This is a genomic window from Diaphorobacter sp. LI3 (genome assembly GCF_022807955.1).
Lineage (GTDB): Bacteria > Pseudomonadota > Gammaproteobacteria > Burkholderiales > Burkholderiaceae_C > Diaphorobacter > Diaphorobacter nitroreducens.
The window spans coordinates 3,858,311-3,877,500 of record NZ_CP094346.1; the positions used below are offsets into that span (position 1 = coordinate 3,858,311).

9 protein-coding genes, 4 tRNA genes, 2 rRNA genes and 2 pseudogenes (1 of these 17 cut by a window edge) are annotated in these 19,190 nt (G+C 60.4%); all 17 read right to left on the reverse strand.

Going from position 1 to position 19,190, the window contains the following annotated elements; translation table 11 throughout:
* Nucleotides 1-82: 82 nt before the first annotated feature.
* Nucleotides 83-4,312 carry a DNA-directed RNA polymerase subunit beta' gene (gene rpoC, locus MRB47_RS18015; protein ID WP_252101385.1) on the reverse strand — a complete coding sequence of 1,410 codons (4,230 nt, stop codon included), beginning with the start codon at nt 4,310-4,312 and terminating at the stop codon, nt 83-85.
* A 130-nt stretch (nt 4,313-4,442) separates the two neighbouring features.
* Nucleotides 4,443-8,567 carry a DNA-directed RNA polymerase subunit beta gene (gene rpoB, locus MRB47_RS18020; RefSeq protein ID WP_252101386.1) on the reverse strand — a complete coding sequence of 1,375 codons (4,125 nt, stop codon included), beginning with the start codon at nt 8,565-8,567 and terminating at the stop codon, nt 4,443-4,445.
* 273 nt (nt 8,568-8,840) lie between these two features.
* Nucleotides 8,841-9,221 (reverse strand): 50S ribosomal protein L7/L12, encoded by a 381-nt coding sequence (rplL, locus tag MRB47_RS18025; protein ID WP_015914493.1) that lies wholly within the window; start codon nt 9,219-9,221, stop codon nt 8,841-8,843.
* A 49-nt stretch (nt 9,222-9,270) separates the two neighbouring features.
* Nucleotides 9,271-9,777 carry a 50S ribosomal protein L10 gene (gene rplJ / locus MRB47_RS18030; protein ID WP_011806986.1) on the reverse strand — a complete coding sequence of 169 codons (507 nt, stop codon included), beginning with the start codon at nt 9,775-9,777 and terminating at the stop codon, nt 9,271-9,273.
* A 241-nt stretch (nt 9,778-10,018) separates the two neighbouring features.
* On the reverse strand, nt 10,019-10,714 hold the full coding sequence (rplA, locus tag MRB47_RS18035) for a 50S ribosomal protein L1 (protein WP_011806987.1): 696 nt from the start codon (nt 10,712-10,714) through the stop codon (nt 10,019-10,021).
* Nucleotides 10,715-11,146, reverse strand: a complete 432-nt coding sequence (gene rplK, locus MRB47_RS18040; RefSeq protein WP_011806988.1) for a 50S ribosomal protein L11 — start codon at nt 11,144-11,146, stop codon at nt 10,715-10,717.
* Nucleotides 11,147-11,255: 109 nt separating this feature from the next.
* The gene (nusG, locus tag MRB47_RS18045) at nt 11,256-11,846 is read right to left on the reverse strand and encodes a transcription termination/antitermination protein NusG (RefSeq protein ID WP_011806989.1); all 591 of its coding nucleotides are present in this window, start codon (nt 11,844-11,846) and stop codon (nt 11,256-11,258) included.
* Nucleotides 11,846-12,229: a preprotein translocase subunit SecE gene (gene secE, locus MRB47_RS18050; RefSeq protein ID WP_252101387.1), complete on the reverse strand. Its 384-nt coding sequence runs from the start codon at nt 12,227-12,229 to the stop codon at nt 11,846-11,848. Before secE ends, nusG begins: the two co-directional genes overlap by 1 nt.
* An 85-nt stretch (nt 12,230-12,314) precedes the next feature.
* A tRNA-Trp gene (locus MRB47_RS18055) sits at nt 12,315-12,390 on the reverse strand.
* Between the two features lie 15 nt (nt 12,391-12,405).
* On the reverse strand, nt 12,406-13,596 hold the full coding sequence (tuf, locus tag MRB47_RS18060) for an elongation factor Tu (RefSeq protein WP_011806991.1): 1,191 nt from the start codon (nt 13,594-13,596) through the stop codon (nt 12,406-12,408).
* A gap of 75 nt (nt 13,597-13,671) precedes the next feature.
* Nucleotides 13,672-13,746, reverse strand: a tRNA-Thr gene (locus MRB47_RS18065).
* 41 nt (nt 13,747-13,787) lie between these two features.
* Nucleotides 13,788-13,861 (reverse strand) — tRNA-Gly (locus MRB47_RS18070).
* A gap of 48 nt (nt 13,862-13,909) precedes the next feature.
* Nucleotides 13,910-13,995: transfer RNA gene (locus tag MRB47_RS18075), tRNA-Tyr, on the reverse strand.
* 130 nt (nt 13,996-14,125) lie between these two features.
* A pseudogene (locus tag MRB47_RS18080) lies at nt 14,126-14,938 on the reverse strand (IS3 family transposase); the annotation flags it as partial.
* A 53-nt stretch (nt 14,939-14,991) separates the two neighbouring features.
* Nucleotides 14,992-15,936, reverse strand: a pseudogene (locus MRB47_RS18085) (DDE-type integrase/transposase/recombinase).
* A gap of 384 nt (nt 15,937-16,320) precedes the next feature.
* Nucleotides 16,321-16,433 (reverse strand): 5S ribosomal RNA (gene rrf / locus MRB47_RS18090).
* Nucleotides 16,434-16,553: 120 nt separating this feature from the next.
* A 23S ribosomal RNA gene (locus MRB47_RS18095) occupies nt 16,554-19,190 on the reverse strand; it runs 239 nt beyond the window's last position.

Here is a 19,190-nt window from a genome sequence, read left to right on the forward strand (position 1 = left end):
CAAAAAAGAAACTCCCGGCCTGCCGGATGGGCAAGCCGGGAGCGTTCAGTACCCGCATGCGAGAGGCGGGACTGGCAACGGCTTAATCAGCCGTGTCGGCGCTGCCGTCGATCTCGGCGGCTGCGTCGTCGGTGCCGGCAGAGGCCAGCTCGGCGGCTTCGGCATCCGCGATGGCGCGGCACTCGGCCTCGTCCATGGCGTCCTTGGCCTTGCGCGCCTGGTGGTAAGCCAAGCCCGTGCCAGCGGGGATCAGACGGCCCACGATCACGTTCTCCTTCAGGCCGCGCAGCTCGTCGCGCTTGCCCATGATGGCAGCCTCGGTGAGCACGCGGGTCGTTTCCTGGAACGACGCGGCGGAGATGAACGAGTCGGTGGACAGCGACGCCTTGGTGATGCCCAGCAGCACGTTGGAGTACGTGGCAGGGAGCTTGCCTTCGGCCTGCAGCGCCTCGTTGGTGTTGAGGATCTCGGAACGCTCCACCTGCTCGCCGGCGATGTAGGTGGACTCGCCCGGGTTCTCGACCACGACGCGGCGCAGCATCTGGCGCACGATCACCTCGATGTGCTTGTCGTTGATCTTCACACCCTGCAAGCGGTACACGTCCTGCACTTCGTCAACGATGTAGCGCGACAGCTCCTCGATGCCCAGCAGGCGCAGGATGTCCTGCGGATCGGCCGGGCCGTCGACGATCAGCTCGCCCTTGTTGACCACCTGGCCTTCGTGGACCAGCACGTTCTTTTCCTTGGGCACCAGCTCGTCCCAGACCTTGCCGTCCGGATCGGTGATCTGCAGGCGCACCTTGCCCTTGGTTTCCTTGCCGAAGGAGATCGTGCCGGTCATCTCGGCCAGCATGCCCTTGTCCTTGGGGCTGCGGGCTTCAAAGAGCTCGGCCACGCGGGGCAGACCGCCGGTAATGTCGCGGGTCTTCTGGCCTTCCATCGGGATGCGGGCCAGCACTTCGCCGGGGCCCACTTCCTGGCCGTCGCGCACCTGGATCAGCGCACCGACCTGGAAGCCGATCGTCACCGAGTGGTCGGTACCGGGGATCTTCACCTCCTTGCCATCGGCATCCACCAGCTTCACCTGCGGACGCACCACCTTGGCAGAGCCGCGGCGCTTGGGGTCGATCACCACCAGCGTGGACAGGCCCGTGACCTCGTCCACCTGCTTGGCCACAGTGAGGCCTTCCTCGACGTTCTCGAACTTCACCGTACCTGCGTACTCGGTGATGATCGGGCGCGTCAGCGGGTCCCAGTTGGCGAGGATGGTGCCGGCCTTGATGGTCTGGTCGGCCTTCACCGTCAGCGTCGCGCCGTACGGCACCTTGTGGCGCTCGCGCTCGCGGCCGTGCTCGTCTTGGATGATGATTTCACCCGAGCGCGCAATCACCACCAGCTCGCCCTTGGTGTTGGTCACGTAGCGCATCGTGGCGTTGAAGCCGATGATGCCGTTGGACTTGGCTTCCACACTGGACGCCACCGCCGCACGCGATGCCGCACCACCGATGTGGAACGTACGCATGGTCAGCTGCGTGCCGGGCTCGCCGATGGACTGCGCGGCGATCACGCCCACGGCTTCGCCGAGGTTGATCAGGCCGCCGCGGCCCAGGTCGCGGCCGTAGCACTTGGCGCACAGGCCGTAGCGGGTTTCGCAGGTCAGCGCGGTACGCACCTTCACTTCGTCCACGCCTGCGGCTTCGAGCTCTTCGATCAGGTCTTCATCGAGCATCCGGCCCGGCTGCGCCAGCACGGCACGCGTTTCGGGGTGCAGCACTTCCTCGGCCGCGGTACGGCCCAGGATACGGTCGCGCAGGGACTCGATGACTTCACCGCCCTCGACGATGGCGCGCATCAGCGAACCATTCGAGGTGCCGCAGTCGTCCTCGGTCACCACCAGGTCCTGCGTCACGTCCACCAGGCGACGGGTCAGGTAGCCCGAGTTCGCGGTCTTCAGCGCCGTATCCGCCAGGCCCTTACGGGCACCGTGGGTGGAGATGAAGTACTGCAACACGTTCAGGCCTTCGCGGAAGTTCGCGGTGATAGGCGTCTCGATGATCGAGCCGTCGGGCTTGGCCATCAGGCCGCGCATACCGGCCAGCTGACGGATCTGGGCCGCCGAGCCGCGGGCGCCGGAGTCGGCCATCATGTAGATGGCGTTGAACGATTCCTCGTTCACTTCCTTGCCGTTGCGGTCGATGGTCTTCTGGACCTTGAGCTGATCCATCATCACCTTGGACACGTCGTCGCCGGCCTTGCCCCAGATGTCCACCACCTTGTTGTAGCGCTCGCCGGCCGTCACCAGACCGGAGACGTACTGCTGCTCGATCTCCTTCACCTCGGCTTCGGCGCGGGCCAGGATCTCGGCCTTCTGCGGCGGCACCAGCATGTCGTCGATCGCCACGGAGAAGCCCGCGTGCGTGGCCAGGCGGAAGCCGTTTTGCAGCAGCTTGTCGGCGAACACCACGGTGTCCTTCAGGCCGCACTTGCGGAACGACGCGTTGATGAGCTTGGAGATTTCCTTCTTCTTCAGCGCCTTGTTCAGGTTGCTGAAGGGCAGGCCCTTGGGCAGGATTTCCGACAGCAGCGCACGGCCCACGGTGGTGTCCACGAGCTTGGTCTCGGGCACGAACTCACCCGTCGCCTTGTCCTTGGTCCACTCGGTCAGGCGCACGCTGATCTTGGCGTGCAGCTCGGCCTCGCCGGCATCCAGCGCGCGCTGGACTTCGCCGGTGTCGGCGAACACCAGGCCTTCGCCCTTGCCGTTGATCTTCTCGCGGGTGGCGTGGTACAGGCCCAGCACCACGTCCTGCGAGGGCACGATGGAGGGCTCGCCGGACGCGGGGAACAGCACGTTGTTGGAGGCCAGCATCAGCGTGCGGGCTTCCAGCTGCGCTTCCACCGACAGCGGCACGTGCACGGCCATCTGGTCACCGTCGAAGTCGGCGTTGAACGCGGCGCAGACCAGCGGGTGCAGCTGGATGGCCTTGCCTTCGATCAGGATGGGCTCGAACGCCTGGATGCCCAGGCGGTGCAGCGTGGGCGCACGGTTGAGCATCACCGGGTGTTCCTTGATGACCTCTTCCAGGATGTCCCACACCACGGGCGTGCCGGCTTCCACTTCCTTCTTGGCAGCCTTGATGGTCGTGGCAATGCCCATGGCCTCCAGGCGCGAGAAGATGAAGGGCTTGAACAGCTCCAGGGCCATCAGCTTGGGCAGGCCGCACTGGTGCAGCTTGAGGGTCGGACCCACGGTGATCACGGAACGGCCCGAGTAGTCCACGCGCTTGCCCAGCAGGTTCTGGCGGAAGCGGCCCGACTTGCCCTTGATCATGTCGGCCAGGGACTTCAGCGCGCGCTTGTTGGCGCCCGTCATCGCCTTGCCGCGGCGGCCGTTGTCCAGCAGGCTGTCCACGGCTTCCTGCAGCATGCGCTTTTCGTTGCGCGCAATGATCTCGGGCGCCTTCAGCTCCAGCAGGCGGCGCAGGCGCGAGTTGCGGTTGATGACGCGGCGGTACAGGTCGTTCAGGTCCGACGTGGCGAAGCGGCCACCGTCCAGCGGCACCAGCGGACGCAGGTCCGGCGGCAGCACGGGCAGCACTTCCAGGATCATCCACTCGGGCTTGATGCCGGACTTCTTGAAGGCCTCCAGCACCTTCAGGCGCTTGGCGTTCTTCTTGACCTTGACTTCGGAGCCCGTCAGGTCGCCGCGCAGCTTCTCGATCTCGATCTCGATGTCGATGCCTTCCAGCAGCTCCTTGATGCCCTCGGCGCCCATCTTGGCGACGAACTCGTCGCCGTATTCCTTGCGCTTGGCGTCGTAGTCGTCCTCGGACATGATGCCGAACTTCTTCAGCGGGGTCATGCCGGGGTCGGTGACCACGTAGGCTTCGAAGTACAGCACGCGCTCGATGTCGCGCAGCGTCATGTCCAGCACCAGGCCCAGGCGCGAAGGCAGCGACTTCAGGAACCAGATGTGGGCGCAGGGCGCGGCCAGGTCGATGTGGCCCATGCGCTCGCGGCGCACCTTGGTCTGCGTGACTTCAACGCCGCACTTTTCGCAGATCACGCCGCGGTGCTTCAGGCGCTTGTACTTGCCGCACAGGCATTCGTAGTCCTTGATGGGCCCGAAAATCTTGGCGCAGAACAGGCCGTCGCGCTCGGGCTTGAACGTGCGGTAGTTGATGGTTTCGGGCTTCTTCACTTCGCCGAAAGACCACGAACGGATCTTCTCGGGCGAAGCCATGCCGATCTTGATGGCATCGAAATGCTCATCGGGCGTGAATTGCTTGAACAGGTCGAGTAGCGATTTCATGTGACTCTTTCCTTTTCACCTAAAAACATAGCTGCTGGCGCTTGCTGCATAAGGATTTACAAGACAAAACACCTGCAAACCCAGAAGGAGTGAGCGCCAGCCGCTCACTTTTTTAAAAACTCGATCCTGCTCAGGAACGTTCCAACTCGATGTCCAGGCCCAGCGAACGGATTTCCTTGACCAGCACGTTGAACGACTCCGGCATGCCGGCTTCGATCGCGTGTTCGCCCTTGACGATGTTCTCGTACACCTTGGTACGGCCCTGCACGTCGTCGGACTTCACCGTCAGCATTTCCTGCAGCACGTAGGCGGCGCCGTAGGCTTCCAGCGCCCACACTTCCATCTCCCCGAAGCGCTGGCCACCGAACTGCGCCTTGCCGCCCAGCGGTTGCTGCGTGACGAGCGAGTACGGACCGGTCGAGCGGGCGTGCATCTTGTCGTCCACCAAGTGGTGCAGCTTCAGGTAGTGCATGTAGCCCACGGTCGTCGGGCGCTCGAAACGCTCGCCCGTGCGGCCGTCGTACAGGTACGCCTGCGTGCGCGTCTCGGTCAGGCCCTTGGCCTGGGCGAGGTCGTCCGGGTAGGCCAACTTGAGCATGTCCTTGATTTCCTCTTCGGACGCGCCGTCGAACACGGGCGATGCGAAGGGAACGCCCGAGGTCAGCTCGCGCGCCATGGCCAGGATTTCGTCGTCGCTCAGCTGCGACAGGTCTTCCTTGCGGCCGCGCGAGTTGTAGATCTCTTCCAGGAACTTGCGCAGCTCAGCCGTCTTGGCCTCGCGCTGCAGCATGTCGCCGATGCGCTGGCCCATGCCCTTGCCGGCCCAGCCCAGGTGAACTTCCAGCACCTGGCCGATGTTCATGCGCGAAGGCACGCCCAGCGGGTTGAGCACGATGTCGGCGGGCGTGCCGTCGGCCATGTAGGGCATGTCCTCGACCGGAACGATCTTGGACACCACACCCTTGTTGCCGTGGCGGCCGGCCATCTTATCGCCAGGCTGCAGGCGGCGCTTGACGGCCAGGTACACCTTGACCATCTTCAGCACGCCCGCGGGCAGTTCGTCGCCTTGGGTGAGCTTCTTGCGCTTTTCTTCAAAGGCCAGGTCGAAGCTGTGGCGGGTCTGCTCCAGCGCGTTCTTGATGGACTCCAGCTGCGTGGCGACCTCTTCCTCGGCGGGGCGGATGTCGAACCAGTGGAACTTCTCCACCGAGGCCAGGTAGGCCTTGTCGATCTTCGTACCCTTGGCGAGTTTTTGCGGGCCGCCGTTGGCCACGCGGCCGGTCAGCAGCTTCTCGATACGGTCGAACGCGTCGGCCTCCACGATGCGCAACTGGTCGTTCAGGTCCAGGCGGAAGCGCTTGAGTTCATCGTCGATGATCTGCTGGGCACGCTTGTCGCGCTGGATGCCTTCACGGGTGAACACCTGCACGTCGATCACCGTGCCCTGCGAGCCCCGGTCCACGCGCAGCGAGGTGTCCTTCACATCGGACGCCTTCTCGCCGAAGATGGCGCGCAGCAGTTTCTCTTCAGGCGTGAGGGTGGTTTCGCCCTTGGGCGTGACCTTGCCGACCAGCGTGTCGCCGGGCTGCACTTCGGCGCCCACGTAGATGATGCCGGACTCGTCCAGACGGTTCAGCTGCTGCTCCGACAGGTTCGGGATGTCGCGGGTGATTTCTTCCGCGCCCAGCTTCGTGTCGCGGGCCATCACCACCAACTCCTCGATGTGGATCGAGGTGTAGCGGTCTTCGGCCACCACGCGCTCACTGATCAGGATCGAGTCCTCGAAGTTGTAGCCGTTCCAGGGCATGAACGCGATCAGCATGTTCTGGCCGATGGCGATCTCGCCCAGGTCGGTCGAAGCGCCGTCGGCAATCACGTCACCCTTGGCCAGCTTGTCGCCCTTCTTGACGATGGGGCGCTGGTGGATGTTCGTGTTCTGGTTGGAGCGCTGGTACTTGATGAGGTTGTAGATGTCCACGCCGACTTCACCGGCCACGGCTTCGTCGTCGTTCACACGCACCACGATACGGGTGGCGTCCACATAGTCCACCACACCGCCACGGTTGGCCGTCACCACGGTGCCGGAGTCCACGGCCGCCACGCGCTCGATACCCGTGCCCACCATGGGCTTTTCGGGACGCAGCACGGGCACGGCCTGGCGCGACATGTTGGCGCCCATCAGCGCGCGGTTCGCGTCGTCGTGCTCCAGGAACGGAACGAGCGAAGCCGCCACCGACACGATCTGCGCAGGCGACACGTCCATGTACTGCACGCGGTCGGCGGACACCAGGGTCGATTCACCCTTCTCGCGCGCCGACACCAGGTCGCCCGTCAGACGCCCTTCGGCATCCAGCGTGGCGTTGGCCTGGGCGATGATGTACTTGCCTTCTTCGATGGCCGACAGGTAGTCGATTTCCATCGTGACCTTGCCGTCCACCACGCGACGGTACGGAGTCTCGATGAAGCCGTACTCGTTCAGGCGCGCGTACAGGGCCAGCGAGTTGATCAGACCGATGTTCGGACCTTCAGGCGTCTCGATCGGGCACACGCGGCCGTAGTGGGTCACGTGCACGTCGCGCACCTCGAAGCCGGCGCGCTCGCGGGTCAGACCGCCCGGGCCCAGGGCCGAAACACGGCGCTTGTGCGTGATCTCGGCCAGCGGGTTGGTCTGGTCCATGAACTGCGACAGCTGGGACGCACCGAAGAACTCCTTGAGCGCCGCGGAAATCGGCTTGGAGTTGATCAGGTCGTGGGGCATCAGCGGCTCTTGCTCGGCCTGGCCCAGGCGTTCCTTCACGGCCTTCTCGATACGTGCCAGGCCCGTGCGGTACTGGTTTTCGGCCAGCTCGCCCACGCAGCGCACGCGGCGGTTGCCCAGGTGGTCAATGTCGTCCACCTCGCCCTTGCCGTTGCGCAGGTCCACCAGGATCTTGACCACGGCCAGGATGTCGTCGTTGGACAGCACCATCGGGCCGGTGGCTTCGTCGCGGCCGATCTTGGCGTTGAACTTCATGCGGCCCACGCGCGACAGGTCGTACGTGTCGGGGTTGTAGAACAGGCGCTGGAACAGGGCCTGCACGGCATCCTCGGTCGGCGGCTCGCCGGGGCGCATCATGCGGTAGATGGCCACGCGCGCGGCGAATTCATCCACGGTTTCGTCGATGCGCAGCGTCTGCGAAATGTAGGCGCCCTGGTCGAGTTCGTTGGTGTAGATGACCTGCAGGTCCTGCACGCCAGCAGCGCGCAGCTTCTTGAGCAACGCCTCGGTCAGCTCTTCGTTGGCCTTGGCCAGGATCTCGCCGGTGTCGCCGTCCACGATGTTGCGCGCCACCACGCGGCCGATGAGGAAATCCTCAGGCACGCTGATGTGGGTGGTGCCGGACTGCTCAAGCTCACGCGTGTGGCGCGCCGTCACGCGCTTGTCCTTGGCCACAATCACCTTGCCGGCCTTGTCGGTGATGTCGAAGCGCGCCACCTCGCCCCGCAGACGCTCGGGCACGAACTCCAGCTGAGCACCGCTGTCCATCAGGCGGAAGTTGTCGTTGACGAAGAAGTTCGCCAGGATGGACTCGGGGTTCAGGCCGATGGCCTTGAGCAGGATCGTGACCGGCATCTTGCGGCGACGGTCCACGCGGAAGTACAGGATGTCCTTCGGATCAAATTCGAAGTCCAGCCAGGAGCCGCGGTAGGGGATGATGCGCGCAGAGAACAGCAACTTGCCCGAGCTGTGGGTCTTGCCCTTGTCGTGCTCGAAGAACACGCCGGGCGAGCGGTGCAGCTGGGAGACGATCACGCGCTCGGTGCCGTTGATGATGAAGGAGCCCTTGTCAGTCATCAGGGGCACTTCGCCCATGTAGACCTCCTGCTCCTTCACTTCCTTGACCACCTTGGACTGCGAGGTCGAGGACTCGCGGTCGTAGATGATCAACTGCACCTTGGCACGCACGGCCGATGCAAAAGTCAAGCCGCGGGTCTGGCATTCGCGCACGTCGAACGCCGGCTTGGCCAGGTTGTATTCAACGAACTTCATCTCCACGAAGCCGTTGTGGGAAACGATGGGAAACGCGGAGTTGAAAGCGGCCTGCAGGCCTTCGATGCTGCGTTTTTGCGGGGCCGTGTCGGCCTGCAGAAACGCGGTGTAGGCATCCCGCTGCATCTGCAGCAGGTACGGGACCTTGAGCACACTGTCGCGGCTACCGAAGCTCTTGCGAATGCGCTTGCGTTCGGTATAACTGTACGTGGATGTTTGGGCCATGAGATCTCCGGGCAAGGACATGGAATGGGATCTTCGACGACTGCCCTGCAAGGCGGCCACCTTGCAGGCTTGGCGGTTGGCCACTACCAACCATGGCGGACGGCGATGCGTTGCACATCGCCCGAACCAAGGCGTCTTCTGCTGTCGGATGGTTCAGAAGACACTAGAAAACAGTCCACGGGGGCCGCTTTCTGGTGCGCTCTAAAGTGCGTCCCATAAGCACCAAAGGCTGGAGGCCTTTCGCAAGACCCCCAGCCCAGGAGACAAGGTCGATTACTTGAGTTCGGCCTTGGCGCCGGCTTCCACCAGCTTCTTGACGGCAGCTTCGGCGTCAGCCTTGGCAATGCCTTCCTTGACGTTCTTGGGAGCGCCGTCCACCAGGTCCTTGGCTTCCTTGAGGCCCAGACCGGTGATTTCGCGCACTGCCTTGATGACCGCCACCTTGTTGGCGCCGGCGTCAGCCAGCACCACGTTGAACTCGGTCTTTTCTTCAGCAGCTGCAGCACCGCCGCCGGCAGCGCCGCCAGCAGCGGGAGCAGCCATAGCGGCAGCGCTCACGCCGAACTTCTCTTCAATGGCCTTCACCAGGTCATTGAGTTCCAGGACCGTCATGCTGTCCAGCGCGGTCAAGAATGCGTCTTTATCGAATGCCATTTTGATTTCCTAACAATTGGTTGAGAGGGGGGACGATTGCCACGCTGCCTCAGGCAGCAGCAGGCTCGCCTTCGCCTTTTTTGGCCGCCAGGGCACCCAGCACCACGGCGGTGCGGGAGATCGGCGACATCAGCAAGCCACACAGCTGGGCCAGCAGCACTTCCTTGGTAGGAATGTTGGCCAGTTGCTTCACGCCGTTCACGTCCAGGGCCTTGCCCGCGAAAGCGCCGCCGCGAATCACCAGCTTGTCGTTGGTTTTCGCGAAATCGGCCACCACCTTGGCGGCGGCCACAGCGTCTTCGGAGAAGCCATAGATCAGAGGACCGGTCATCTGGTCGGCCACCACGTCAAACTGGCTGCCAGCCACAGCACGGCGGGCCAGGGTGTTCTTCAGAACACTCAGGCTCACACCCTTGCTGCGAGCTTCCACGCGCAGTTTGGTCATGTCGGCCACCGTGATGCCACGGTATTCCGCGATCACGAGCGTTTGAGCTTTAGCGGCGAGGCTGGTCACTTCATTGATGACCGCTTCTTTCTCACTGCGATTAAGACTCAAGGTCTACTCCTTCATATGCGCACTTCGGACAAGCCTCCGTGCGCGCTCTTGTTGCAGCGACCAACTGTTTTGGAACATGCATTCCATCTGCAGCGGGATCGCCATCTGCGTTGGCCTCGAAAGGTTTAAGTGCACCTTGCACACCAACGGTCTTGGATGGCCTGCCAGCCCTCAAAGGAGCTGTCAGCCCACCACATCAGACCTGCCGCCCTCATGGGCACCACGCCTGAAGATTTCGCAATTACGCTGCGATGGTCTGCGTATCCACGCGGACGCCGACGCCCATCGTGGACGACACGGCTACCTTGCGCAGGTACACGCCCTTGCTGGTCGCAGGCTTGGCCTTGTTCAGCGCTTCGATCAGAGCTGCCAGGTTGCCCTGCAACTTGTCGTTGTCGAACGACCGACGGCCAATGGTGCTGTGCACGATACCGGCCTTGTCGACACGGAACTGCACCTGACCCGCCTTGGCGTTCTTCACGGCCGTCGCCACATCCGGCGTCACCGTGCCTACCTTGGGGTTCGGCATCAGACCGCGGGGGCCCAGGATCTGGCCCAGCGTACCCACGACGCGCATGGCATCGGGAGCAGCGATCACCACGTCGAACGGCATATCTCCAGCCTTGACCTGAGCGGCCAGGTCGTCCATGCCCACGATGTCGGCACCTGCGGCCTTGGCTTCTTCTGCCTTGGCGCCTTGGGCGAACACGGCAACGCGCGTCGTTTTGCCCGTGCCATTCGGCAGCACCACGGCACCACGCACCACTTGGTCCGACTTCTTGGCATCCACGCCGAGTTGCACAGCAACATCGATGGATTCGTCGAACTTAGCAGTAGCGGCTTCCTTCACCAGAGCCACCGCCTCAGCGAAAGCGTACAGCTTGGTAGAGTCCACCTTGCCCTGCAGGGCCTTTTGCTTCTTGGTCAGCTTTGCCATTTACAGACCCTCCACCGTCACGCCCATCGAGCGAGCAGAACCAGCCAGCGTGCGCACTGCCGCGTCAACGCTAGCAGCATTCATGTCCTTGAGCTTGGTCTTAGCGATCTCTTCGAGCTGTGCACGGGTGATCTTGCCCACCTTGGTGCTCAAGGCATTGGAGGAGCCCTTGTCCAGCTTGATCGCCTTCTTGATCAGCACCGTTGCGGGCGGCGTCTTGATGACGAAAGTAAAGCTCTTGTCTGCAAAAGCCGTGATCACCACGGGCAGCGGCAGACCAGGCTCGACACCTTGGGTCTGCGCGTTGAACGCCTTGCAGAACTCCATGATGTTGAGACCGCGTTGGCCCAGCGCGGGACCAATCGGAGGGGAGGGATTGGCCTTACCAGCTGGCACTTGCAGCTTGATGAAGCCGACGATTTTTTTCGCCATGTTTGCTCCTTGCGGGTATTAACGCCTGATCGTTCACCAGGCTCCCCGGGGTTACCGACTCTCTTCTCTCATCGCACCGAGTCGAAAAGCGCGAATACTTCACTGACGCTCAGGTCTTTTCGACCTGGGCAAATTCCAGTTCCACCGGGGTGGAGCGGCCAAAGATCATCACAGAAACGCGCAAGCGGTTCTTCTCGTAATTCACTTCTTCTACGGAGCCGTTGAAATCGGTGAACGGACCTTCCTTGACCCGCACCAACTCGCCCACCATGAATTCGATCTTGTGGCGCGGCTTGTCCGTTCCCTGCTGCATCTGGCTGACAATCTTCTGCACCTCTTCTTCGGAAATAGGCGCAGGGCGGTTCTTCACCCCGCCCACGAATCCTGTCACTTTGCTGGTGTGCTTCACCAAGTGCCAGGTGTCATCGTCCATCACCATTTCGACGAACACATAACCAGGGAAAAGGCGACGCTCGGTAGTCTTGCGCTGGCCATTCTTCATTTCCACCACTTCTTCAGTGGGCACCAGAATGCGGCCGAACTTTTGCTGCATACCGGCGCGCGCAATGCGTTCCTGGATGTTGCGCTCCACCGCCTTCTCCATACCAGAATAGGCATGAACGATGTACCAGCGCAGATCTGGATTCACCGGAACATCCACCGGAGGCTGCACACCATTCGTGTCCACGGCATCCACCATCACTTCCTCCAGCCCAAGATCAAGTCGTACAGAACCCATTCCAAGGTCTTGTCCGTGAACCAAAGGAACAGCGCCATCACCACCACAAAAGCGAACACATAGCCCGTCATTTGCAGCGTTTCCTTGCGCGTGGGCCAGACAACCTTCTTAACCTCACGCCACGCATCGCTTGCAAACCCGACGAACTGGCGTCCATGCTCGGAAACGAGAAAAACCGCCACAGCCAGCACTAGACCCAACAGCAACACACCCCATTGAATCAGGGGCCCTTGCTTACCCAGCACATAGAAACCGGCAATGGACGCAAGAACAATCGCCACTGCCGCGAACAACTTTGCCTTGTCCGCACCAGTCGTGACCGTCTCAACCTGGGATGTGGCCATAGATAAATTCGCCTATTTGATCGCGCCTTACAAGACGCCGAAGCCCGCCAGGGGCTGGCGGGCTTGTTTTGTTACCACCTTGAAGTGGCAGGGGCAGTAGGAATCGAACCTACAACCTTCGGTTTTGGAGACCGACGCTCTGCCAATTGAGCTATACCCCTTCGATCCCCACTAGATTACGCAATGATCTTGGCAACGACGCCGGCGCCCACGGTACGGCCGCCTTCGCGGATAGCGAAGCGCAGGCCTTCTTCCATGGCGATGGGGTTGATCAGCTTCACAGTGATCGACACGTTGTCGCCGGGCATCACCATTTCCTTGTCGGCCGGCAGCTCGATGGAGCCGGTCACGTCGGTGGTGCGGAAGTAGAACTGGGGACGGTAGTTGTTGAAGAAGGGCGTATGACGGCCGCCTTCGTCCTTGCTCAGCACGTACACCTCAGCCGTGAAGTGGGTGTGGGGCTTGATGGAGCCGGGCTTGCACAGCACTTGGCCGCGCTCGACGTCTTCGCGCTTGGTGCCGCGCAGCAGCAGGCCCACGTTGTCGCCAGCCTGGCCCTGGTCCAGCAGCTTGCGGAACATTTCCACGCCGGTGACGGTGGTCTTCTGCGTGTCGCGGATACCCACGATTTCGATTTCTTCGCCGACCTTGATGATGCCGCGCTCGACACGGCCGGTCACCACGGTGCCGCGGCCGGAGATGGAGAACACGTCTTCCACGGGCATCAGGAAGGCACCGTCCACAGCGCGCTCAGGCGTGGGGATGTAGGTGTCCAGAGCTTCGGCCAGGCGCAAGATGGCGGGCTCGCCCTTGTCGGACTGGTCGCCTTCCAGGGCCAGCTTGGCGGAGCCGCGGATGATGGGGGTGTCGTCGCCGGGGAAGTCGTACTTGTCCAGCAGCTCGCGAACTTCCATCTCGACCAGCTCGAGCAGTTCCTCGTCGTCGACCATGTCGCACTTGTTCAGGAACACGATGATGTAGGGCACGCCCACCTGACGGGCCAGCAGGATGTGCTCGCGCGTCTGGGGCATCGGGCCGTCAGCGGCCGAGCACACCAGGATGGCGCCGTCCATCTGAGCGGCGCCGGTGATCATGTTCTTGACGTAGTCGGCGTGGCCGGGGCAGTCGACGTGGGCGTAGTGGCGGGTGGCCGTTTCGTATTCCACGTGCGAGGTGTTGATCGTGATGCCGCGCGCCTTTTCTTCAGGGGCGTTGTCGATCTGGTCGTAGCCCTTGGCTTCGCCGCCGAACTTCTTGGACAGCACCGTGGCGATGGCCGCCGTCAGCGTCGTCTTGCCATGGTCCACGTGGCCGATCGTGCCCACGTTCACGTGGGGCTTGGTACGTTCAAACTTACCTTTTGCCATCTTTTCGACTCCGAAAAAATCTACACCAACACGACAAATATTGATGCACCCCAAACGGAGACGCACCTGAAACTGTGGTGCCCATGGCGGGAATCGGACCCGCGACCTCTCCCTTACCAAGGGAGTGCTCTACCACTGAGCCACATGGGCAACAAGGAGTCAAACTCCTCTCAACCAACCTATCCAAACCGTGGAGCGGGAGACGGGAATCGAACCCGCGTCATTAGCTTGGAAGGCTAGGGTTCTACCATTGAACTACTCCCGCAAGACCGAATTTCGCGCAAGTACGGTCCAACGCCTTCAAACCACAATCTGGTGGAGGGGACTGGATTCGAACCAGTGTAGGCGTAAGCCAACAGATTTACAGTCTGCCCCCTTTAGCCACTCGGGCACCCCTCCGAAGAACTTAGAAGTATACAGCCTTTTTGATCCTTGCGCCGATATCACTATTTTTTGTTTTAGGTGAGGCGGATCTTTGTAGTCGGTGGCGTCAGTTTGGCGAGCTAGCCGTTGAGTTCCAAGAGGTTGTTCATGGGCGGCTGTTGGTTGAGTGGGCTGCTGCCTGTTCCGTTGACACCAACCTAAGCCTTTTGAGTTTGCTCGTACTGTACGGACTGAGATAGCCGAGCGTCGAATGCCGGCGCGTTGGGTTGTAGAAGCACTCGATGAAATCGAATACATCTGAACGGACCCGCCTTCGTGTTCAGGACACCTTCCTGGCGATGCGTTCGGTCTTGAGAGAACTGAAGAAGCTCTCCATGGCCGAGTTGTCCCAGACCTCGCCGGCCCGGCTCATGCTGCAAGTGATGCCCTGTTCATCCAGCAGCCTCTGGAAGTGCTCCCTGGTGTACTGGCTACCCTGGTCCAAGTGATGCAGCAAGGCCACCGGCTTGCCCGACGCCACACGGCCATCATCAGCGCGTCCACCACGAGCTGCAAGGTCATGCTTTCCCGCATAGACCAACCCATAATGCGCCGCGAGTACAGGTCCAGCACCGCTGCTGAGGCTGCGCCGACCCCTGGGCCGTGTGAGCCACGCGTAGAAGCCACCCCACGAGACACCGAGCGCCTCGCACATCAGATAGACCGGCAAGGCCCCTCGGTGTTTCGCCACGAAGCCGAACTTCACATCGACTCCTTCGCGAAGTAGGCCACGGTTTTTTTAGGATGTCGCGCTCCATCTTGAGCTCAGCCACCTCCTTGCGTAGCTGCGCTATTTCCGCGTCCTGGGCCTTTTGCTTGCCGTTGCCAGGGCAGGCCTCCTGGGGGGTTCGTCTCGCAGCTCACGAACCCACTTGCGCATCACGTTTTCGTGACTGTCCAGGTCTTTGGCAGCCTGTGACCTGCCCCCTTCAGACGTGCCAGTGTTAAGTAGCGAGTCCAAGTTTTTGGAGATTATTTGATCTCCGGTGATTGCACGACATCGCCAGCGCGCTGGCGATGTCGTGCGGCGAAGCTGGCTGGCGGTATGCGCCCCAGCGAACTGTGCGGGCGAACCTCGTTGTGGTCCCACCGCCATCGGGTGATCTCCTGTATGGCCTGCGTCAGGGACTCAATCCACTGCCCGTTCATACACTCGTCCCTAAACTTGCGCAAACGCCGAACGCCTCTTGCGGCCGTCCAGGCCAGGAACGCCCGACTGGTGAACTCCGGCCCTTAGTCCGTGCGGATCGCTCGCGGATAGCCCCAGAACTGCGCAGCCTGATCCAGCAGCCGCACCACGTATTGCCCGCCCATGCCGTGATCCACGGCGATGTCCACACACTCGCGGCTGAAGTCATCCACCACCGTCAGGCACTTTATCCGCCGCCCATTGGCCAGCGCATCCATCACGAAGTCCATGCTCCAGGTGTCGTTGACATATTGGCTGGCTGCCAAGGGTTGGCGCCCGCCGATGGGGTGTTTGATCTTGCGGCACTTGCGCACCGACAGGTTGGCCAGCTTGTACAGGCGCCACACGCGTTTGTTGTTCACGTGCCATCCCTCCAAGGTCAGCAGATCGTGAATACGCCTGTAGTCGAAGCGTCGGCGCTCATGGGCCAGCTCGACGATGCACGTACTCAGCTTGGCCGTGGCGGCATTCATCCTGGGAGGCTCCCGGTAGCTCGTTCGTGACAACCCCACATAGCGACAGGCGCGGCGTTCGCTGATGGCCAGTTACTCGACCATCCTGGCGACCGCTTCGCGCCTGGCCTGCATGCCGCCGAACTTGGCGCGCCACTTGTAGAAGGTCGCATCGCTGAAGCCGCCCAGTCGGCACAGTTCCTTGACCGGCATGCCGGCTTCAGCCTGCTTGAGGAATCCGATGATCTGCTCGTCGGTGAATCTGTTCTTCTTCATGTCCGTCATTCTCTTGGTGGTTAACGGACTTCACTAACTTCAGCTTGGTACGGCTGATGGGGGGCAGGTCACCTGGGCCACAACCACACCACGCTCGGTGACCAGCTTGACCGCTTGAGCTTGAACTCTCGGCTGAATGTCCTTCTTCTCTCCATGAACCACCTCCGGTTTCACTTCTACCTTAACAAGGTGTCTTTGAAACCGGCAGCAGCCCAAACCGTCAACTCTTCAACTAGCACGTCTAAACGGGCAGGTCGAATTGGCTGCAGATCTACAGGGCAACTGGGAGTTGTGAATGCTGTGCGCCAGCCGATGTTGACCGCTCAAGCCTAAAGCAAAACGCCCTCCCACTGTGTTAGTGGGAGGGCGGTTTGGGCTGTAAGAGCCTGACGATGACCTACTTTCACACGGGAACCCGCACTATCATCGGCGCGAAGTCGTTTCACTGTCCTGTTCGGGATGGGAAGGAGTGGGACCAACTTGCTATGGTCATCAGGCATAAAGGGTTGCTGAGCAGTGAGGACTGCACAGCGAATTCATAGAGTCTGTGAATCAGCGTGGATTTGATTGCGTACTTGGCATAACAGTCTTGAGCTGCGATTGGCAGTCAAAGTTATAGGGTCAAGCCGCACGGGCAATTAGTACTGGTTAGCTTAATGCATTGCTGCACTTCCACACCCAGCCTATCAACGTCGTGGTCTACAACGACCCTTCAGGGGGCTCAAGACCCCGGCAGATCTCATCTTGAAACGAGTTTCCCGCTTAGATGCTTTCAGCGGTTATCTCTTCCACACTTAGCTACTCGGCAATGCCACTGGCGTGACAACCGATACACCAGAGGTGTGTCCACTCCGGTCCTCTCGTACTAGGAGCAGGCTTCCTCAAATCTGCAGCGCCCACGGAAGATAGGGACCAAACTGTCTCACGACGTTTTAAACCCAGCTCACGTACCTCTTTAAATGGCGAACAGCCATACCCTTGGGACCGACTACAGCCCCAGGATGAGATGAGCCGACATCGAGGTGCCAAACACCGCCGTCGATATGAACTCTTGGGCGGTATCAGCCTGTTATCCCCAGAGTACCTTTTATCCGTTGAGCGATGGCCCTTCCATACAGAACCACCGGATCACTATGTCCTGCTTTCGCATCTGCTCGACTTGTCAGTCTCGCAGTTAAGCACGCTTATGCCATTGCACTATCGTCACGATGTCCGACCGTAACTAGCGTACCTTCGAACTCCTCCGTTACGCTTTGGGAGGAGACCGCCCCAGTCAAACTGCCTACCATGCACTGTCCCCGATCCAGCTAATGGACCTAGGTTAGAACCTCAAACGCACCAGGGTGGTATTTCAACGTTGGCTCCATGAGATCTAGCGACCTCACTTCAAAGCCTCCCACCTATCCTACACAGATCCGTTCAAAGTCCAATACAAAGCTACAGTAAAGGTTCATGGGGTCTTTCCGTCTTTCCGCGGGGAGATTGCATCATCACAAACATTTCAACTTCGCTGAGTCTCAGGAGGAGACAGTGTGGCCATCGTTACGCCATTCGTGCAGGTCGGAACTTACCCGACAAGGAATTTCGCTACCTTAGGACCGTTATAGTTACGGCCGCCGTTTACTGGGACTTCAATCAAGAGCTTGCACCCCATCATTTAATCTTCCAGCACCGGGCAGGCGTCACACCCTATACGTCCACTTTCGTGTTTGCAGAGTGCTGTGTTTTTATTAAACAGTCGCAGCCACCGATTTTTTGCAACCGCTTTGGGCTCCCTTTGTACAAGTTCACCTACTTGCGGCATACCTTCTCCCGAAGTTACGGTATCAATTTGCCGAGTTCCTTCTCCTGAGTTCTCTCAAGCGCCTTAGAATACTCATCTCGCGCACCAGTGTCGGTTTGCGGTACGGTCGTCAATAGCTGAAGCTTAGTGGCTTTTCCTGGAAGCAGGGTATCACTCACTTCGTCTGCAAGCAGACTCGTTATCACCCCTCATCTAAGCCCGGCGGATTTGCCTACCAGGCACGACTACAGGCTTGAACCAACATATCCAACAGTTGGCTGAGCTAACCTTCTCCGTCCCCACATCGCACTATTGATCGGTACAGGAATATTGACCTGTTTCCCATCAGCTACGCATCTCTGCCTCGCCTTAGGGGCCGACTCACCCTACGCCGATGAACGTTGCGTAGGAAACCTTGCGCTTACGGCGAGCGGGCTTTTCACCCGCTTTAACGCTACTCATGTCAGCATTCGCACTTCTGATACCTCCAGCATCCGTTACCAGACACCTTCACAGGCTTACAGAACGCTCTCCTACCACGTGCAATAAATTGCACATCCGCAGCTTCGGTAACTGGCTTAGCCCCGTTACATCTTCCGCGCAGGACGACTCGATCAGTGAGCTATTACGCTTTCTTTAAATGATGGCTGCTTCTAAGCCAACATCCTGACTGTTTTAGCCTTCCCACTTCGTTTCCCACTTAGCCAATTTTAGGGACCTTAGCTGGCGGTCTGGGTTGTTTCCCTCTTGAGTCCGGACGTTAGCACCCGGTGCTCTGTCTCCCAAGCTGTACTCTGCAGTATTCGGAGTTTGCCTTGGTTTGGTAAGTCGCCATGACCCCCTAGCCAAAACAGTGCTCTACCCCCGCAGGTAATACTTGAGGCACTACCTAAATAGTTTTCGGAGAGAACCAGCTATTTCCAAGTTTGTTTAGCCTTTCACCCCTATCCACAGCTCATCCGCTAGTTTTGCAACACTAGTCGGTTCGGACCTCCAGTACCTGTTACGGCACCTTCATCCTGGCCATGGATAGATCACTTGGTTTCGGGTCTACACCCAGCGACTGAACGCCCTATTCGGACTCGATTTCTCTACGCCTCCCCTATTCGGTTAAGCTCGCCACTGAATGTAAGTCGCTGACCCATTATACAAAAGGTACGCCGTCACCCCTAAGGGCTCCGACTTTTTGTAAGCATGCGGTTTCAGGATCTATTTCACTCCCCTCCCGGGGTTCTTTTCGCCTTTCCCTCACGGTACTGGTTCACTATCGGTCGATGATGAGTATTTAGCCTTGGAGGATGGTCCCCCCATGTTCAGACAGGGTTTCTCGTGCCCCGCCCTACTTTTCTCTAGCTCAGTACCACACGTCTGTTTTCGCATACGGGGCTATCACCCACTATGGCCGGCCTTTCCATGCCGCTTTGCTAACAGTCGTGCTATCACTAGAAGGCTCCTCCGATTTCGCTCGCCA

Excerpts from the sequence above, each read along its gene's own strand:
- rpoC (WP_252101385.1), bottom strand. The coding sequence starts at position 4,312 with ATGAAATCGCTACTCGACCTGTTCAAGCAATTCACGCCCGATGAGCAT.
- rpoB (WP_252101386.1), bottom strand. The coding sequence starts at position 8,567 with ATGGCCCAAACATCCACGTACAGTTATACCGAACGCAAGCGCATTCGC.
- rplL (WP_015914493.1), bottom strand. The coding sequence starts at position 9,221 with ATGGCATTCGATAAAGACGCATTCTTGACCGCGCTGGACAGCATGACG.
- rplA (WP_011806987.1), bottom strand. The coding sequence starts at position 10,714 with ATGGCAAAGCTGACCAAGAAGCAAAAGGCCCTGCAGGGCAAGGTGGAC.
- rplK (WP_011806988.1), bottom strand. The coding sequence starts at position 11,146 with ATGGCGAAAAAAATCGTCGGCTTCATCAAGCTGCAAGTGCCAGCTGGT.
- nusG (WP_011806989.1), bottom strand. The coding sequence starts at position 11,846 with ATGGTGGATGCCGTGGACACGAATGGTGTGCAGCCTCCGGTGGATGTT.
- secE (WP_252101387.1), bottom strand. The coding sequence starts at position 12,229 with ATGGCCACATCCCAGGTTGAGACGGTCACGACTGGTGCGGACAAGGCA.
- tuf (WP_011806991.1), bottom strand. The coding sequence starts at position 13,596 with ATGGCAAAAGGTAAGTTTGAACGTACCAAGCCCCACGTGAACGTGGGC.